Consider the following 16214-nt stretch of genomic DNA (forward strand, 5'->3'; position numbering starts at 1 on the left):
TCATGGCCAGTGGGGACACGGTTTGGTGCACTACGAGGGGCCCGTCGCTGTGAGCGGCGGGCCCCTCGTCGAATGCGCCTAGGGGGTTAGGCGGATGTCGCTGCGGGGATAAGGGGAGTGCTCCAAATCACCAGCCAGGCTCCCGCCAGGAAAACCGAAAATGCGAGTACAATAAGAGACTTCATTGCATACTTCCTTTGTGACTCTTGCGTCGTCTAGACAGCGCTGCTAGGGGTCCACTCTGGTGATGCAGTGAAGGGCGGGACGTTCCAGGGGCACTGGACGTCCCGCCACTTACCGTGCTATAAGCACGCAGAACGGTGAACACTCACCGGGCAGGTGCCGAGCATGCCAAATGCTATCGATAACGGCAGGCGTGCGTGTCAGGAAAGGCCGGTCCGTTACCTGGCTGTCAGGGTGTCGAGCAACGATCGAGCGATCTGGGCCTCCGGCGCCTGAAGCACCTCGAATATCTCTGCCGCCTGGCGCAGGTATGTACACGCCTCACTCGCCTTGCTTTGGGCGCCGAGATGCTGGCCCAGAGCGAGTAGAGCCTCTGCGTGCTCCCTGCGCAGACCGTGCTGCTGTGCTGTCGAGGAAGCCTGCCGCAGATAGGTCCCGGCATCGGTGTGACGTCCGGCTTTTTCCTCGATCCGGGCAAGGCCGAGCAGCGCCTCAGTCTTCACCGTGGGCGTGACGAACCCATGTGCTGCCAGGCTGCGGTGGAAGCAAAGGCGAGCTTGGTCTGGTTGGTCGGCTTCGGCGTGTGCTGCGCCCAGATTCGTCAGAATCGTGCTCTTGGCCCGGGGGTCTCCGAAGGGTTCGAGAATCTCCAACGCTTCACGCAGACATGATGCCGCTCGCTTCGGCTGCCCCCGATGTAGTGACACCTCGCCCATGTTCGTCAGGGCGACCGCGGCTCTGCGCTTATCACCGCGTCTACGGGCGATCACCAGGACCTTCTCGCACAGAGTCCAGGACTGGTGGTGGTACCCCAGTTGTTGGAGTGCGCCCGCCAGGTTCAGTTGCGTCTCCATGAGCAACTGCTGGTCCTGTGAGTGTTCCAGCAGGGTCGCCGCGTCACTGAAGTCCGTGATCGCCTCGTGGGACGCGCTCACCGCGAAGTGGCACAGTCCGCGCACACGCAGGCAGAACACTATGCCGGGGCGGTGTCCGCGCGCCTCGAACGTCTCCAGTGCCCGTTCGACGAGGACCCGGCTTTCGGCGTAGTCGTTGGCGACGTAGGAGATCATCGCCCGCTGGGCCACGGCCCACGCCCGTCCCAGCGGGTCCCCGGCCTCGGACCACCGCTCATGGGCCGAACGACTGTGCTCCCCGGCGCGTTCCAGCGCTCCCACGCGCAGAAGGGCGCGCGCCAGGTCGAAGTGGGCCCTGGCCCGCTCGCGGTCCTCCCCCCGCTCGCCCGCCCACTCCACCATGGCGGTGTGCAGGGCGACCGCCTCGGACCAGGGGCCGTGCGCGTCCATGTGGTCGCACAGCACCCGCGCCAGCCGCAGCGCCGTACGGTCCGCGCCGTGCCGGTCCGCCTCCGCCACCACGGTGAGCACGGTCGCCAGTTCGCGCCGGAACCACGCCATGGCCCTGTCCTCCGGCCACGGTTCCCCGGTCGGGGACGGCTCGTGGTCATCGCGTCCGGGCCGGTGCGGGTGCAGGGCGTGGTCGGCCCGGCCCGTCAGCGACAGGTAGGCCGCGTGCATCCTCCGCCTGGCCGCCTGGGCCCGCTCCGGCGACAGGCCGTCGCGCGCGCGGTGGCGGGCGTGGACCTGGAGAAGCGCGTGCATCTCGAAGCGGTCGGGTTCGGGCTCGTTCAGCAGATGGGCGCTCACCAGGTCCACGAGGGCCTGCCGTGAAGCGTGCTCGTCGGGGCCGACCAGCGCCGCCGCCACCCGCCCGTCCATACCGCGGGTGGGGTGCAGACCCAGCAGGAGGAAGGCGTCACGGGCCCTCGGGTCCATGGCGTCCACGGACACGTCGAAGATGCGTGAGAGGTCCCGACCCCCCACCCGGAAGGCGTTCAACCCCGGGTGGGAGGGCGAGGGCAGCCGGTGCAGCAGGTCGTGCGGCGACCACGACGGATGGAACTGGGCCAGGTTCGCCACCAGCCCGACGGCTATCGGCAGCCTGTCGCACCGTTCGATGATCTCGGCGAGGGTGTCGGCCTCCTCCTCGCCCCACGGCCGGTCGAGGGCGGCGGTGAACATCTCGGCGCACTCGTCGTCGGAGGGGAGTCCGAGCGGCAGGTGGTCGGCGCCCTCCACTTCAGGGAGGAAGAAGCGGCTGGTGACCACGACGGCGCACCGGGTTCCGCTGGGGAGCAGGGGAAGGACCTGTTCGGCGCTGGCTGCGTCCTCCAGAAGGAGCAGCAGGCGCATCGAACGCGTGTGCTCGCGCCACAGCGCGACGCGTTCGGCCAGACTCAGCACGGTGGGCGGCACCGGCACGCGCAGCAGGCGCATGAGTTCGGTGAGCGCCTCCTCCGCGCTCAGCGGAGCGGCCCGCTCGTCATGCCCGCGCAGGTCCACCGACAGCCGCGCGTCGGGGTAGAGGTCCTTGACGCGGTGGGCCACGTGCAGGCTCAACTGGCTCTTGCCCACCCCCGCCATCCCGCAGACGACCCACAGGTGCGCGAACCCGTACTCCGTCTCCCGAAGCCGCGAGCAGAGCAGGCGCGTCTGCGCGGTGCGTCCCCGGAAGTGCCGGGGATCGCGCGCCAGGTTGTCCACGATCGTGCGCGTCCTCCCGGTCGCGGGCGGTGGGGCCTGTGGCCCACAGTCCCCGTCCGACCCGCCGTTCCCGTCCGACCCACTACCCCCCGCCGGACCGGCGGTGGCCCGCAGCAGCAGTTCGAACCGACGCCGCAGCGCAGGGGAGGGGTCCACGCCCAGCTCATCCGACAGCCGCTCCCGCAGCCGCTGGTAGGCCGCGAGGGCGTCGGCGGTCCGGCCCAGGGCGTGCAGCCCGTGCAGGAGGTGGCCGTGCAGGGACTCGTTGACGGGGTAGGAGACCAGTGCCGAACCCAGGACCTCCACCGCCTCCGCGTGGTCGCCCTCGGCCATGGCCAGCGATGCCCACACCGCCAGTGCGTCCTGGTGGGAGCGTTCCATGGCCACACGCAACTGCTCGACCCAGCGCCCGCCCACGCCCGCCAGGGGCGGTCCCTTCCACAGCGCCAGCGCCTCCTCCAGGGCCGTGCGCGCCTCGGCTGACCGGCCCGCCTGGTGCAGGGCGCGGGCGCGTGAGCGCAGGCCCCGGAAGCGCTCCCAGTCCAGCGCCTGTGCGGGCAGGCGCAGCAGGTAGCCCTCGGCGGTGTGGGTGAGGACGGTGCGGTCCAGCCCCGCCGACTCCAACTTTCCCCGCAGACGGGTGACGTAGGTGTGCAGTGTGCTGCGGTAGCCCTCCGGGGGAGAGCCGTTCCAGAGCCGGTCGGCCAACTCCCGCAGGGGCAGCCGTGCCGGGCTGGTCAGCGCCAGGGCGGCAAGGAGCGCGCGCTCCTTGCCGGTGGTCGGGGCGACCTGGCGTCCTTCGCTGCTCAGATGGATGGAACCCAGAACGCAGAGTCTCACCGGCGGATCCTTGTTGGGAAGTGCCCCCGTTTATCGCTCTCGCGTATATGTGTGCCCTTCTGGGATTGTTGAAACTTCTTTCGCCCCCTTTGTAATGGTGCTCGATATTATGCACGTGCATTTTCTGGTGAAAGTAATTTTTGGCGATATCGAATGTTGTCTGGGGTGTTTTGTGTGGTTTCTGAGTGCCCGTATGGCGGTGGGTGTTCCTGTCCCTTCCGCCGGAAGGCATGCTGGTGAGCGGCCTGCCGGGGGTCTGCCGTGCGCTGCGGAACCGCTGCGCGAGTCTCCTTTTCCGGAGTTCGCGTGCGCGGCGGTGGTGCGAACCGGGGGCGGTCGGTCGCGTGCCCGCGGCGCACGCTCCGCCGAACCACCGGTCACCCTCCGGGCTTCACCGGTCCCGCCTTTCCCGTGCGGCGCGGCCGTGCCGCACCGGTGTTTCCGGGAGGGCCGATTCCACGGCCTGACACGTCCTCCGCCCTTCCAGCGTCGCCCCGCCCCACGGGTGCCGTCCTCCCTTCCGCGCACGGAGAACAGCGCGGTGGGCGGACCGCTGCCGCGCCCCGCCGGTCCGGCACGCCCGCGCGGGTGCCGGTGTGGCAGTCCCCACTCCGACTGGAGCGGGGGGTGTACCGGGGCGGGTCCGGCGGCGGCTACGGTGCTGTTGGGCACAGGACGAGCGCCGCGCCGCTCCGTGTGGCCCTTTTCTTTGTCGGTAGCTTCTTGCGGCCCCGCTCCGGGGCATCCTCCGGGAGGAACTGGTGAACAGCGGCAACCCCCCTGCACGGGACATGCGCCTGATCGTGACCGGAGGAGGAACAGGCGGACACACCTATCCGGCCCTCACCGCCGTCCGCGCCCTGCGCGACCGGCTGGCGGCGGCCGGGGTCGCCCTGAGCGTGCTGTGGGTGGGCACGGCGGACAGCCTGGAGTCCCGGGTCGCCGCCGCCAACGGGATCGCCTTCGAGTCGGTCGCGACCGGCAAGATCCGGCGCTCGAAGAACCCCCTCAAACTCGCCTCCCGGGCCAACATCAAGGACATGAGCAACGTCCCCCGGGGCGTCGCGCAGGCCCGCGCGCTGGTCTCGGACTTCGCTCCCGACGTGGTGCTGGCCACCGGCGGCTACGTGGCCGTGCCCGTGGGCCTGGCCGCGAAGATGTGCCGCCGTCCCCTGGTGGTGCACGAGCAGACGGTCCGGCTGGGCCTGGCCAACAAGGTCCTCGCCCGCGTCGCGGCCCGTGTGGCGGTGTCCTCCCCGTCCACGACCGAACTGCTGCCCGACTCCGCGCGCGACAACGCGGTCATCACCGGCAACCCGGTGCGCCCCGAGGTGCTCACCGGGCAGGCCGACCGGGCGCCCAAGGAACTCGGGTTCACCGGCTACGACTCCTCGCTGCCCACCGTCTACGTCACGGGCGGGGCGCAGGGCGCCGTGCAGATCAACGGCATGATCCGCGACATCCTGCCCTGGCTGCTCGCGCGCGCCAACGTCGTGCACCAGTGCGGACCGGCGAACCTGGAGGAGGGCCGCCGCAGCTCGGCGCAGCTCCCGCCCGGCCTCGCCGAGCGGTACCACCTGACCGACTTCGTCGGCCCCGAACTCCCCGACGTGCTGGCGCTGGCCGACGTGGTGGTCTCCCGCAGCGGCGCGGGGACGATCGCGGAGCTGACCGCGCTGGGCAAGGCCGCCGTGTTCGTTCCGCTGGCCTCGTCGGCGGGCGACGAGCAGCGCCACAACGCCCGCCACCTCCAGGAGTCGGGCGCGGCGGTGGCCCTGTTGGACCGGGTCGACGCCCAGGGGCTCCAGGCGGCGGTGGAGCCGCTGCTGGCCGATCCGCGGCGGCGCGCGCAGATCGCGGAGCGGGCCCGCGAGCACGGGCGTCCCGACGCCGCCGACCGGCTGGTGGACGTCCTGCTGGCCGCGGCCCGCGGTTAGCGGGCGCGGAGGGCGCCGCCGGGTCGGCGGGCGCCGGGTTCCGCCCCCGCAGGGTCCCGGACACGGCTCGCGGCGGTTCCGGCCCCGGTCCCGGCCTCAGGACCGTTGCCGCGTCCCGGGAGGGCAGCGGTGAACGGCCCCGGCCCTGTTCAGATCCAGCCGTGTTCGGCGGCGATGTGCGCGGCCTCGTGCCGGTTGGCGGCGTCGAGCTTGGCGACGGCGGCCGCGAGGTAGTTGCGCACCGTCCCCCGGGAGAGCGAGACGCGCCGGGCGATCTCCTCCACGGGCGCGCCGTCGCGGGACAGGGCCAGCACGTCGGCCTCGCGCGGGCTGAGCGGGGAGTCGCCCGCGCTGATCGCCTCGGCCGCGAGTTCGGGATCGACGTAGCGTCCTCCGGCCGCGACCTTGCGCACGACCTCGGCGAAGGTGCGCGAGGACACGGTCTTGGGCAGGAAGCCGCTCACACCCGCCGCGAGCGCCGACTTCAGGTAGCCGGGGCGGCCGTGGGAGGTGACGATGACGCACCGGCACCCGGGCAGCTCGGCGGCGAGCCTGCGGGCGATCTCGATGCCGTCGGGGCCGGGCAGCTGCAGGTCGAGCAGGGCCACGTCGGGGCGGAGCTTGAGGGCCATGGCCAGCGCCTCGTCGCCGGAGGCCGCCTGGGCGACGACCTCGAAGTCCTCCTCCAGGTCGAGCAGTCCGGCGATGGCGTCGCGGATGAGGTGTTCGTCGTCGGCGACGAGGATGCGTGTCATCTGGGGGCGTCCTTCGGAAGCGGGAGCGCGGCGTCGAGCAGGAACCAGTCTCCGTCACGGCGCGCCGTGACGCGTCCGCCGAGCGCGTGCAGGCGCTCGGACATCGCGCGCAGCCCGGTGCCCCCGCCGTCCCGCGCGGTTCTCGGGGGGCCGGCCCCGTCGTTGGCGATGGTCAGGTGCACTTCCCCCTCCTCGTTCGCGGTGGCGATGGTGACCTGGGTGGCCGAGGCGTGGCGCAGCAGGTTGGTGACGCCCTCGCGCACGACCCACGCCAGGGGCTCCGCGCACCGCTGGGGGACGGGGTCGCCGGTCACCGTGCAGCGGATGCCCGCGGACCTGAGCAGCGAACGGGCGCCCGACACCTCGTCCTCCCAGGTCGTGCGCAGCTCACCGCGGACGACGCGGCGGACCTCGGTGCCCGCCTCCTCGGCCAGCCCGCGGATCGCGGAGATCTCCGTCGCGGCCCGTTCACCGTGGCCGCGCTGGACGAGTTCGGAGGCCAGCGAGCTCTTGACCGCGATGGCGGCCAGGGTGCGGCCGAACACGTCGTGCAGGTCCCGGGAGATGCGCAGGCGTTCGTTGGCCAGGGCGAGCGCGGCGCGGTCCTCGTGCGCGGACTGGAGTTCGAGCAGCACCCGCAGCATCCACGCGCTGGACCAGCACAGCCACAGGGCGGCGCTGACCATGACCGCCGCGACCAGCAGGAGCGCGATGTCGGCGACTCCCACGAGCGCGGCGGTCAGCACCAGCACCACCGCGTTGAGCAGCAGCACCCTGCGGGAGTGCAGGACGGGGGCGAGGCTCGCGGCGGCCGAACCGATCGCTGCCGCGACCGTCATGCCCATCGCGGGCAGGGGGAGCGTCAGGGTCAGGGCGACGAAGGCCGTCAGGACCAGCGCCCACGCGATGACGCCCGTGAGGGGGAGCCGCCGCGCGCGGCCGACGACGACGTCGATGCTCCACCTGGTGACGAGGATGTTCCCGAGGACCAGGGCCAGGCACAGCCCACCCGCCGTGACCAGGCTGGCCAGGGGCGCTCCGGTGAGCCGGTCGACATCCACCGCGCTCCTGAAGAGGGTGCCGGACGGAAGCGAGACGGCGATGTAGGTGGACCAGCGCACGTAGGTCTCGAACCTGCGTGCGCCGACCAGTGGCGGATTGCTCATGGACGTCATTGTCGCGTCAGGAGTGCGTCGGCTGCGGACCGGAAGGGGTCAGTGCGGGTCCCGTCTTGCGGGTGCGCCACCACACCACCGCCGTGATCACGACGAGGGCGACGCAGGGGATGGCCAGGGTGATCGTCCCCGTACCCGCCGACCGTTCCAGCGCGGCGTTCAGGTCGGCGTGCAGGAGGATGTAGATGAGGAAGGAGAGCGTGTTGTTCAGGGCGTGCCAGACGATCGAGACCTCGATCCCCCCGGTGCGCCAGGTGATGAGGGCCATGCTGGCGCCGATCACGAAGAACAGGACGTTGTGCCACAGGTCACCGGAGAGGTGGACGACGGCGAACACCAGGCTGGAGACCAGGACGGAGACGACCAGCGCCGTGCGCGGTCCCCGGCTCCAGCTCCCGGCGACCCGGAAGACGAGTCCGCGGTAGCCGTACTCCTCACCGGCCCCCTGCAGGGGCGTCAGCACGAGGGTGAGGGCGAACAGGCTGAGCAGGCTGACGGGCGACCAGGGGACCTGCTCCTGGGGCTTGAGGGCGAACATCGCGATCGAGACGGCCAGCCAGAGGGGGCCCATGAACAGGAGTGCCCGTCCGAGCAGGTCGAACCGGAAGCTCGACAGCACCGAGTGCAGCGAGGCGCCCTTCACCCCGTAGAGCCACCGTTGCAGGAACATGCTCCACGGGATGAGCAGGGCGATCGAGAACAGGTTGGCGGCGTGGAAGAGCGGCGTGTAATCGGTGCCGCCGAAGGTCGGGTTGGTCCTGCCCATCAGGCTGTCGACGAAGGCGGCGGCCGCCGCGATGGCGATGCCGAAGGCGAACATCCCCACCACCAGGAGCGTGATCGCGAGGATCCCCCGTCCGATCCGGGGTTTGTCCCCGGCGAGTACCCGGTGGTACTCCACACCCGGCGGGACGGGCCGCGGGCCGCCGCGGCGCGGGTGCGGCGCGGCGGGGCCGGAGGGTGCTTCCGGCGCGGGCGCCTGCGCCGGACCGGCACCCGAGGTGGTGGAGAAGGGGGACCCGGTCTGCGGGAGGGGAGCCCGGGAAGGGCGTTCGTCGTTGCTGTGCATGATTCGACGCTAGTACGGAGAGTGATCGCGCCAGGGTGCCGCGGATCACGGGTTCCCTCTGCGTTCCGCACGGGCCGGGCATGACATCTGTCATGCGCCGACGGGGTTCGCGCGGCCCGGGCGCGCACCGGCCGTATGTCGGCGGGGACGTCTAGCATCGGCCCCATGACCACTCTGTCCCAGCTGCGCAAGGCCGCGCTCGCCCTTCCGGAGGCCGAGGAGGGCAACCGCTCCGGCACGGTCGTGTTCTCGGTGCGAGGCGGGGACTTCGCCTCGGTGACCCGGGACGGCCGGGTGCTGCTCCGCCTCCCGGACGCCGAGGCCGAGGCCGCGCTCTCCGCGCACCCGACGGGGGAGCGGTGGGAGCGTGCGGGCACGCCCGTCGGCTTCGGCCTGCCCCTGGCCGACGTGAACGGCAAGGACCTCAACGCCCTGGTCCGGCGCGCCTGGCTGTCCCGCGCGCCCCGGCGGCTGGCCGAAGCCGCCGAGGCCGCCGCGTCCGCGGTCCCGGGTGAGGTGGGGGACCTGCCCCGGGCCATCGGCGCACCGGCGACCCGGGCGCTGGCGGAGGAGGGGCTGACCTCCCTGGAGCGGGTGGCCGCGCTCACGGAGGCCGAACTGGGCGCGCTGCACGGGGTCGGGCCCAAGGCGGTGCGGATCCTGCGCGAGGCCCTGGCCGAACGCGGACTGTCCCCGCGCTGAGCGGGCCGGGCGCCCCTCGGGCGCGGGCGGGAGGGCGCGGGCCCCGGCACGGCCGGGAGCGGAGGATGCCGGTCGGCGCGCCCTCCGACGCGGTGGGGCGCTTCGGCGGGCCCGAACGCCGTCGGGTCAGGACGTCCCGGCGGACCGGTCCGGCAGTCCGGCGGCGCGCCGCAGGCGCGCGAACTCCCCGATGAGCGGCCCCAGCTGCCAGTGCGCGTTGCGGCCGCTGGGGTTGGGCAGCAGCCACACCCGGGCGCCGCCGATCTCCGCGTCCTGGGGACCCACCGCCGCGCGGCGTTCGGCGAAGGCCTGGCGGTAGGCGGTCACGCCCAGGACGGCCAGCCACCGGGGCCGCCACCGCAGGACCTTCTCCCGCAGCCTGCGCCCGCCCTCCACGTACTCCTCCCGGTCCAGCTCGTCCGCCTGGGCCGTGGTCCGCTCGACGACGTTGGTGATGCCCAGGCCCAGGGACAGGAGTTCGTCCTCCTCGTCCGGCCTGAGCTGGCGCGGGGTGAAGCCGGACCCGTGCAGGGAGGGCCAGAAGCGCGTACCCGGCTTGGCGAAGTGGTGTCCGACCGCGCCCGAGGTCAGGCCGGGGTTGATCCCGCAGAAGAGCACGCTCAGGTCCTCGGCGATCACGTCCGGGACCAGCCTGTTCCGGGCCGCCTCCAACTCCGCCTTGCTCGGGCCGGGCCTGCGCCCGGCCGGTGCGGAGCGTGCGCGCGGGCGCTCCGCACCGCCCTTCGACACGCCCTCTGCTCGTCCGCTCGCGGAGTCCATGTGCCACCCTTCCGTGTGCGCTGTCGGTGACGCGGGCGACCGCGTCGCTGTCGCGGTCACCTGCCCGGAACCACTGTGCCCCAAGCACCGCGGGGCGGGCGCCGCCCCCGGGAGCGGTGCTACACCTCCACCGCGGGCAGCAGGCGCAGCACCACCGGGGCCGAGCGCGGCTCGGGCAGTTCGGCGCCGTCGAGGACGACCAGCCCGGCCCCGGGCGGCACGGGGGCCTCCGCCCCCTCCCCGGGAAGGACCCGGCGGAACCGGAACTCGGGTTCGCCGACCTCCTCGCGCATCGCCGCCTCGTCCTCGGGCCCGGGCTGCCGCGCGGTCGAGCGGCTGGTCCGCCCCACCGCCTCCGAGTGACCCGGGTCGGCGCCGCCTCCCCGCGGCCGGGGCGGCGGCGATCCGGGCACCAGCCACAGCGTCTCGCCGGGCGTGCACAGCCCGGCCAGCAGGCCGGGCAGGGTGTCGCCGGGCCCGGTGAGCCGCAGCGACGCGCTGCGGCCCTCGACCAGCCGGCCCAGGGCGGCGACCTGCCCGTCCGAGAGCGCGACCGCCTCCAGCAGTTCCGCCGCCTCCTCCACCGGAGTCGCCGCCGAGGTGCCGCGCCGCAGCGGCCACCGGGGGAAGACCGGCCGGGGCCAGACGTAGGGCAGGCCGCCGGGCGTGCCGGGGAACAGCGGCGCGTAGTGCGCCGGGTCCTTGTACACCAGGGCCGAGCGGTGCGACAGGTGCAGCGCGTCGTCGCCCAGCCACGGCGGGAGCATGTCGCGCTCCCACAGCTCCTCCTCCTCGGGGACGCGGCCCCCGGTGAAGGCCAGCAGCGAGGGCAGCACCGAGTCGGCGTACCCGCGGCGGCGCCACTCGCGGCACACCGCCACCCCGTAACCCACCAGCGCGGGCACGAAGCCGCGCCACATCGCCACGGCCGGGTGACGCTTCCAGCCGTACTCGGGCCACACCAGGGCCCGCAGCACCTGCATGGTCTCCACCCGCTGCTTGCCCAGCCTGCGGTCGTCCAGCACCCGCGCGCACTCGGCGAACCCGGGGTGGGGCAGGAAGGTCTGCATCGTCCCCCCGTCCGGCCCGCGGCGTTCTCGCCGGTCAGGCCCTCGTGCGGTCCGCTACCCGTCCGCCGCCGGTGTTACCCCTGGCGCCGGTCCGCTCCTGCCCGGGCGGTACCCGACCGGCGTTCTCACCCACCTCTCACCTTCACCCGCGACCACGCGCCCACCAGGGGACGCCGCCCCGGCTCTCAGGAACCTCTCAGGAAGTTCTCCACCTCTTCGCAGGATCGTCGGGTTGTGTCCTTCTGGTCGTCACCACCGTCAGGACAGGAGGCACCGTGGCAGCACCACGCCACCCCGGCCCCGCCGGGCACGCCGCGAACGCAGCGAAGGCCGCACCGGCCGGCACCCCGACCGGCACCGCCGCCGGGGACCGGCTGAGGGCGCCGAGCAGGCTCCACGCCTTCAACCGCTACGAACTCAAGTACCTCGTCCCCGCCGACCAGGCCCGGGACGTGCGCGCCGAACTCACCGCGCGCATGCGGGCCGACCGCAACGCCGGGCCCGACGGCTACGGCGTGTGGAGCCTGTACTACGACACCGACCGGCTGCGCTTCTACCACGAGAAGATCGAGGGCCTGAGGTTCCGCCGCAAGCTGCGCGTCCGCCGCTACGGCGAGGTCGGCCCGGCCGCCGAGGACACCCCCGTCTCCGTCGAGATCAAGCAGCGCGTCAACCGCGTCACCCAGAAGCGCCGGGTCCTGCTGCCCTACCACCTGGCCCGCGACCTGTGCGACCGGCGCGTGCGCGTGGAGCACCCCGGCGCCGACCAGGCCTTCGTGGACGAGGTCCTCGACCTCGTGCACCGCCTGGACCTGCGTCCGACCGCGATGACCGGGTACCGGCGCGAACCCTACATGGGCACCGGCTCCGACCTGGGGCTGCGCGTGACCCTGGACCACCGGGTGCGCGGGCGCGACCGCGACTTCGACCTGCGCGCCGAGGCCGAGAGCCGCTACATCATCAGCCCGCACCTGGCGGTCATGGAGGTCAAGGCCAACGAGCGCGCCCCCTACTGGGTCACCGACATGGCCGCCCGCTTCGGCCTCCAGGTGCAGCGCGTCTCCAAGTACTGCCAGAGCGTGGAGGCCCACGGCATGGCCCCGCGCTCGGTCTTCCACCTGCCCGAGGAGGACGTCGTGGCCGAGGCGCGTCCGCTCGGCCTCCTGGCCGGGGCGCGTCCGCCCGGTCCCGTGGTCGATGCGCCCGCGCCCGGTCCCGCGGCCGGGGGCGCGTCCCCCGGCACCCGTTCCTGAACCCCGTTCCCACCCGCTCCGTACGAAGGCACACCCGCACATGAACCTCGATTTCGGCGTCACCGACCTGTCCGGCACGTTCAGCGTCATGGACGTGGTCCTGTCCCTGACCCTGGCGTTCGTCACCAGCCTCGTGGTGGCCTGGACCTACCGCGCCACCCACCGCAACATCAGCTACTCGCAGAGCTACGTGCACACGCTGATCATCCTGGGCATGCTCATCGCCCTGATCATGCTGGTGGTCGGCTCCAACATCGCCCGCGCCTTCGCCCTGGTCGGCGCGCTGTCGGTGGTGCGGTTCCGCAACGCCATCAAGGAGACCCGCGACGTCGGGTTCATCTTCCTGGTGATGGGCGTGGGCATGGCCTGCGGCACGCGCTTCTACACGCTGGCGGTCATCGCCACCGTGGTCATCTGCGCGGTCGTGCTGCTCATGCACCGCTTCAACTGGTTCGCGCTCAACGTGCAGCGCCAGGTGGTCAAGGTCCAGGTTCCCGCGGACGGCGACGACTACGGACCCGTCATCGACGACGTGCTCATCCGCTTCACCGACGAGTACGAACTGATCAGCACCGAGACCGTGCGCGGCGGCTCCCTGCTGGAGACGGCCTACACCGCACGGCTGAAGAAGGGCGTCAAGCCCGGCGACGTCATCCAGCGCCTGCGGGAGATCAACGCGGGGCAGAAGGCGACCGTCCTGACCGGCTACGACCAGACGGACATTTGACTTTTCCTCCTGCCTTGAGGCAGAAGGCTCCGACCAGGCCTACCGACCTGGTACCGCCATGGTGGTGACCCTCACAGGCCCGGTTTCCTGTTTCTTTGCCGGTTGCGACAGGGAGGACCCTTGCCGTCTGACACCAGCTCCGCAGGCATCGTCCAAGGTCGAACCCCGGACTGCGACTCGACCAGCCGCACTGATGTTCCTCGCCGCATTCACTTCCCGGTCATGGCGGGTGCGGCAGCCCGGGCACGACCACACCCGGGTTCTCAACGACAACTCAGCGAGCACGTAGTGGCACTCACTGCAGGTCTTGGAGGAGGCCAACCACCGGTCGACCACCACCAAAAGGCGACCCGCGCGTTGTGTCTTGTATTCCAACTGGCGGCGTATCTCGCCGAAGGAGGCGTCCAGTACCGCTCTGTTCAACCCCGCCTTGGCCTGCACTTTTCTGCCTGGCTGGCCGTGGGTGCCCTTCGCCGAGGCGGTCATACCCCGCACGTTCAGGTCCTCGATCGCGATGATCGGGTGCTCGCGCACCAGCCGAGTGGTCAGTTTGTGCAGGAAGTCCTGGCGGAGGTGACGCACTTTGCGGTGCGAGGCCGCTACCCTGCGCCTGGCCTTGCGTCGATTCTTCGATCCGCGCTGCGTGCGGGCCATCCGTCTCTGATAGCGGACCAGGCCACGGGCTTTGCGCGCCAAGTGGCGGGGGTTGGGAATCTTTTCTCCTGTGGACAGGGTGGCCAAATCCATCACGCCCAAGTCGATCCCGACCACATCGCCCTCCTCCGCCGCTGTCTGTGTACCCGAGCCTGCTTCCGGGGCCGGGGCCGGGGCCGGGGCGGGTACTGGGGCGTCGGTCTCCACCGAGAAGGTGACGTACCAACGCCCGTCCGCCTCTCGGGAGACGATGACCATGGTGGGGTCCAACTCGGTGAGGGAGTCCTGGCTCCAAGACCACACGAACCGCAGAGGGGAGATGCTCTTGGCCAACCGCAACCGTCCATCACGAAGCCGAAACGCACTGCGGGTATAGTGCGCGGCCTGTCTGCCTCCCCGCGCCTTGAACCGGGGATAACGGGTGCGCCCGGCGAAGAAGCCGACAAAGGCCGCGTGCTGGTGCCGGAGTGTCTGCTGCAACGGCACCGAGGAAACCTGACCCAAAAACGCCAGTTCCGGTGTCTTCTTCCAACGGGTCAACGCGGCGTCAGTGTCCCGATAGGAAGTCCTTTTGCCTTCCTCCCGCCAGACGCGGGTGCGCTCTGCCAAGGTGCGGTTCCACACCAGACGCAGGCATCCGAACGTGCGGCTCAACTGAACTGCTTGTTCGGGGTCCGGGTAGGCCCGGCACTTGTATGCCCTCCGCATGGTCATCATGGTGGCAGAACTCTCGGATGGGTGTACGTCGAATCCGAAAACACTGCTCGGATCTGTCCTCGGACTGAATGCCGAGGACGTCCTACGAGAGGAACGATGACATGCACAGCCTCGATGACGAAGAGGGCGACGGTGGCACCGCCGCCGGGCGAGGCCCGCACCGGCCCGCGCGCCTGCGGCACCGCCTCCCGGTGCGCCTGCGCCAGCACTGGAGGAGCACCGCCGTCGTGTGCGCCGCGCTGCTCGCCCTGGTCCTGGTCTTCGGTGAGGCGCGGGTGCGCCCCTACGTCACCTCCGAGTTGGTCTCGCAGGACGCCGTCACCCAGAACATCGAGGGCGAGGGCGACCTGTTCGACGGCGGGGAGCACACGATCAAGGTGAGCTTCGACCAGACCGAGTACGCCGACATGATGAGCACCTTCCGCGAGGAGGGCGAGAAGGAGTACGTCCGGGCCGACGTCACCATCGACGGCACCACCGTCGAGGACGTCGGACTCCGTCTCAAGGGCAACTCGACCCTGATGAGCCTGCGCGGTGACGCCGGGGCGGGGGCGGCGGCCGACACCGGGGGTGAACAGGGGGCCGGTCCGGGCGCCGGGGGAGCGGCCGGGCCGGGCTCGGTCACCCTGTCCGAGGAGGAGCCGGAGAACCTCCCCTGGCTGATCAGCTTCGAGGAGTTCGTCTCCGGCCGGGCCTACCAGGGGCACACCGAGATCGCCCTGCGCCCGGCGACGGCGACCTCCGACACCGCGCTCAACGAGGCCCTGGCCCTGGAGTTGACGGCGGCGGCCGGGCAGACCACGCAGGACTACACGTTCACCTCGTTCGCGGTCAACGGCGGCGAGGAGGTGCCGCGCCTGCTGCTGGACGCGCCCGACGCCGCCTGGGCCGACGGGTACGGGGACGGCGTGCTCTACAAGGGCCGTGCCGGGGGCTCCTTCGACTACCTGGGCGGTGACGCCACCGACTACGAGGAGGCCTTCAACCAGATCAACGGCGAGGGCGCCCACGACCTCCAGCCGGTGATGGACCTGCTGCGATTCGTGGCCGAGTCCGACGACGAGGAGTTCGCCCGCGAGCTGGACGAGCACCTGGACACCGAGTCCTTCGCCCGCTACCTCGCGCTGCAGAGCCTGATGTCCAACAGCGACGGCATGGACGGCCCGGGCAACAACTACTACCTGTGGTACGACACCGCCGCGGAGCGGTTCACCGTCCTGTCCTGGGATCTGAACCTGTCCTTCGGCGGTATGGGCGGCATGGGCGGCGGTGGGGGAGCGATGCCGGAGGGGGCGCAGCTCCCCGGCGGGGGCACACCCCCCGAGGGCATGGAACCGCCGGAGGGGATGGAGGCGCCCGGGGGAATGCCCGCGCCAGGGGAAGGGGAGGCGACCGGGGGCGGTATGTCCATGGGCGGCAGCGGGGCGCTCAAGGAGCGATTCCTCGCCGACGAGGACTTCCACCGCCTCTACGAGGAGGCCTACGCCGACCTCCACCAGGAGTTGATCGGGAGCGGTACCGCCACCGAACTCCTGGAGTCGGCCGTCTCCCGGGCCGGGGCCGCGGGCGACACGGGGGCCGACGCCGCGGGCGAGCAGCTCACCGAGCGGATCGCCGCCGTCTCCCAGACCCCGCAGGAGGACGGCCGGGAGGCGGGGGAGGGGGCCACCACCGACCAGCGGGGTTCCTGAGGGCTGTCCGGTGCGGGCGGACCGCCGGGGGCAAAACGGGGCCGATCCCCGCGGTCCCCCGGTGTGGTTCTCGCTGGCCGGGGCCGTGACCACGACAGGT

At 71.7% G+C, this 16214-nt stretch carries 12 protein-coding genes; 5 read left to right on the forward strand and 7 right to left on the reverse strand.

Annotated features, from left to right (window positions below):
• Positions 1 to 401 precede the first annotated feature (401 nt).
• On the reverse strand, positions 402 to 3584 hold the full coding sequence (locus PV789_RS13265) for an AfsR/SARP family transcriptional regulator (protein ID WP_274977713.1): 3183 nt from the start codon (positions 3582 to 3584) through the stop codon (positions 402 to 404).
• Positions 3585 to 4375: 791 nt separating this feature from the next.
• On the opposite strand from PV789_RS13265, the gene PV789_RS13270 reads away from it, so the two are divergent.
• Positions 4376 to 5521: a UDP-N-acetylglucosamine--N-acetylmuramyl-(pentapeptide) pyrophosphoryl-undecaprenol N-acetylglucosamine transferase gene (locus PV789_RS13270; protein ID WP_475469321.1), complete on the forward strand. Its 1146-nt coding sequence runs from the start codon at positions 4376 to 4378 to the stop codon at positions 5519 to 5521.
• A 149-nt stretch (positions 5522 to 5670) separates the two neighbouring features.
• On the opposite strand, the gene PV789_RS13275 is transcribed toward PV789_RS13270, so the two are convergent.
• The 3 genes from PV789_RS13275 to PV789_RS13285 are packed head-to-tail and all read right to left on the reverse strand — an operon-like array spanning position 5671 to position 8520.
• Positions 5671 to 6276, reverse strand: coding sequence for a response regulator transcription factor (locus PV789_RS13275; protein WP_274977715.1), 606 nt, complete (start codon positions 6274 to 6276; stop codon positions 5671 to 5673).
• Positions 6273 to 7442, reverse strand: a complete 1170-nt coding sequence (locus PV789_RS13280; protein ID WP_274977716.1) for a sensor histidine kinase — start codon at positions 7440 to 7442, stop codon at positions 6273 to 6275. The genes PV789_RS13275 and PV789_RS13280 overlap by 4 nt, the downstream gene beginning before the upstream one ends.
• Before the next feature lie 16 nt (positions 7443 to 7458).
• Complete coding sequence (locus PV789_RS13285) at positions 7459 to 8520, reverse strand: CPBP family intramembrane glutamic endopeptidase (protein WP_274977717.1); 1062 nt, start codon at positions 8518 to 8520, stop codon at positions 7459 to 7461.
• 165 nt (positions 8521 to 8685) lie between these two features.
• On the opposite strand from PV789_RS13285, the gene PV789_RS13290 reads away from it, so the two are divergent.
• Positions 8686 to 9222, forward strand: a complete 537-nt coding sequence (locus tag PV789_RS13290) for a helix-hairpin-helix domain-containing protein (RefSeq protein WP_274977718.1) — start codon at positions 8686 to 8688, stop codon at positions 9220 to 9222.
• A 126-nt stretch (positions 9223 to 9348) separates the two neighbouring features.
• Here the strand turns inward: PV789_RS13290 and mug are convergent, their stop codons facing one another.
• Complete coding sequence (gene mug, locus PV789_RS13295; protein ID WP_368045836.1) at positions 9349 to 9894, reverse strand: G/U mismatch-specific DNA glycosylase; 546 nt, start codon at positions 9892 to 9894, stop codon at positions 9349 to 9351.
• 227 nt (positions 9895 to 10121) lie between these two features.
• Entirely contained in the window at positions 10122 to 11072 is a 951-nt protein-coding gene (locus PV789_RS13300) for an MSMEG_6728 family protein (RefSeq protein WP_274977720.1), read from the reverse strand.
• Between the two features lie 275 nt (positions 11073 to 11347).
• On the opposite strand from PV789_RS13300, the gene PV789_RS13305 reads away from it, so the two are divergent.
• Together PV789_RS13305 and PV789_RS13310 are read left to right on the forward strand one after the other, a co-directional pair.
• A complete protein-coding gene (locus tag PV789_RS13305) occupies positions 11348 to 12325 on the forward strand; it encodes a polyphosphate polymerase domain-containing protein (RefSeq protein ID WP_274977721.1) in 978 nt (325 codons plus the stop codon).
• A gap of 40 nt (positions 12326 to 12365) precedes the next feature.
• Positions 12366 to 13052, forward strand: a complete 687-nt coding sequence (locus PV789_RS13310; protein WP_274977722.1) for a DUF4956 domain-containing protein — start codon at positions 12366 to 12368, stop codon at positions 13050 to 13052.
• A 39-nt stretch (positions 13053 to 13091) separates the two neighbouring features.
• Here the strand turns inward: PV789_RS13310 and PV789_RS13315 are convergent, their stop codons facing one another.
• Complete coding sequence (locus tag PV789_RS13315; protein ID WP_274977723.1) at positions 13092 to 14414, reverse strand: RNA-guided endonuclease InsQ/TnpB family protein; 1323 nt, start codon at positions 14412 to 14414, stop codon at positions 13092 to 13094.
• A gap of 110 nt (positions 14415 to 14524) precedes the next feature.
• Here PV789_RS13315 and PV789_RS13320 point away from each other — a divergent pair, with 110 nt between their 5' ends.
• A complete protein-coding gene (locus PV789_RS13320; RefSeq protein ID WP_274977724.1) occupies positions 14525 to 16114 on the forward strand; it encodes a CotH kinase family protein in 1590 nt (529 codons plus the stop codon).
• Positions 16115 to 16214: the final 100 nt, after the last annotated feature.

The sequence above is a fragment of the Nocardiopsis camelliae genome (genome assembly GCF_028993595.1).
GTDB classification, from domain to species: Bacteria; Actinomycetota; Actinomycetes; order Streptosporangiales; family Streptosporangiaceae; genus Nocardiopsis; species Nocardiopsis dassonvillei.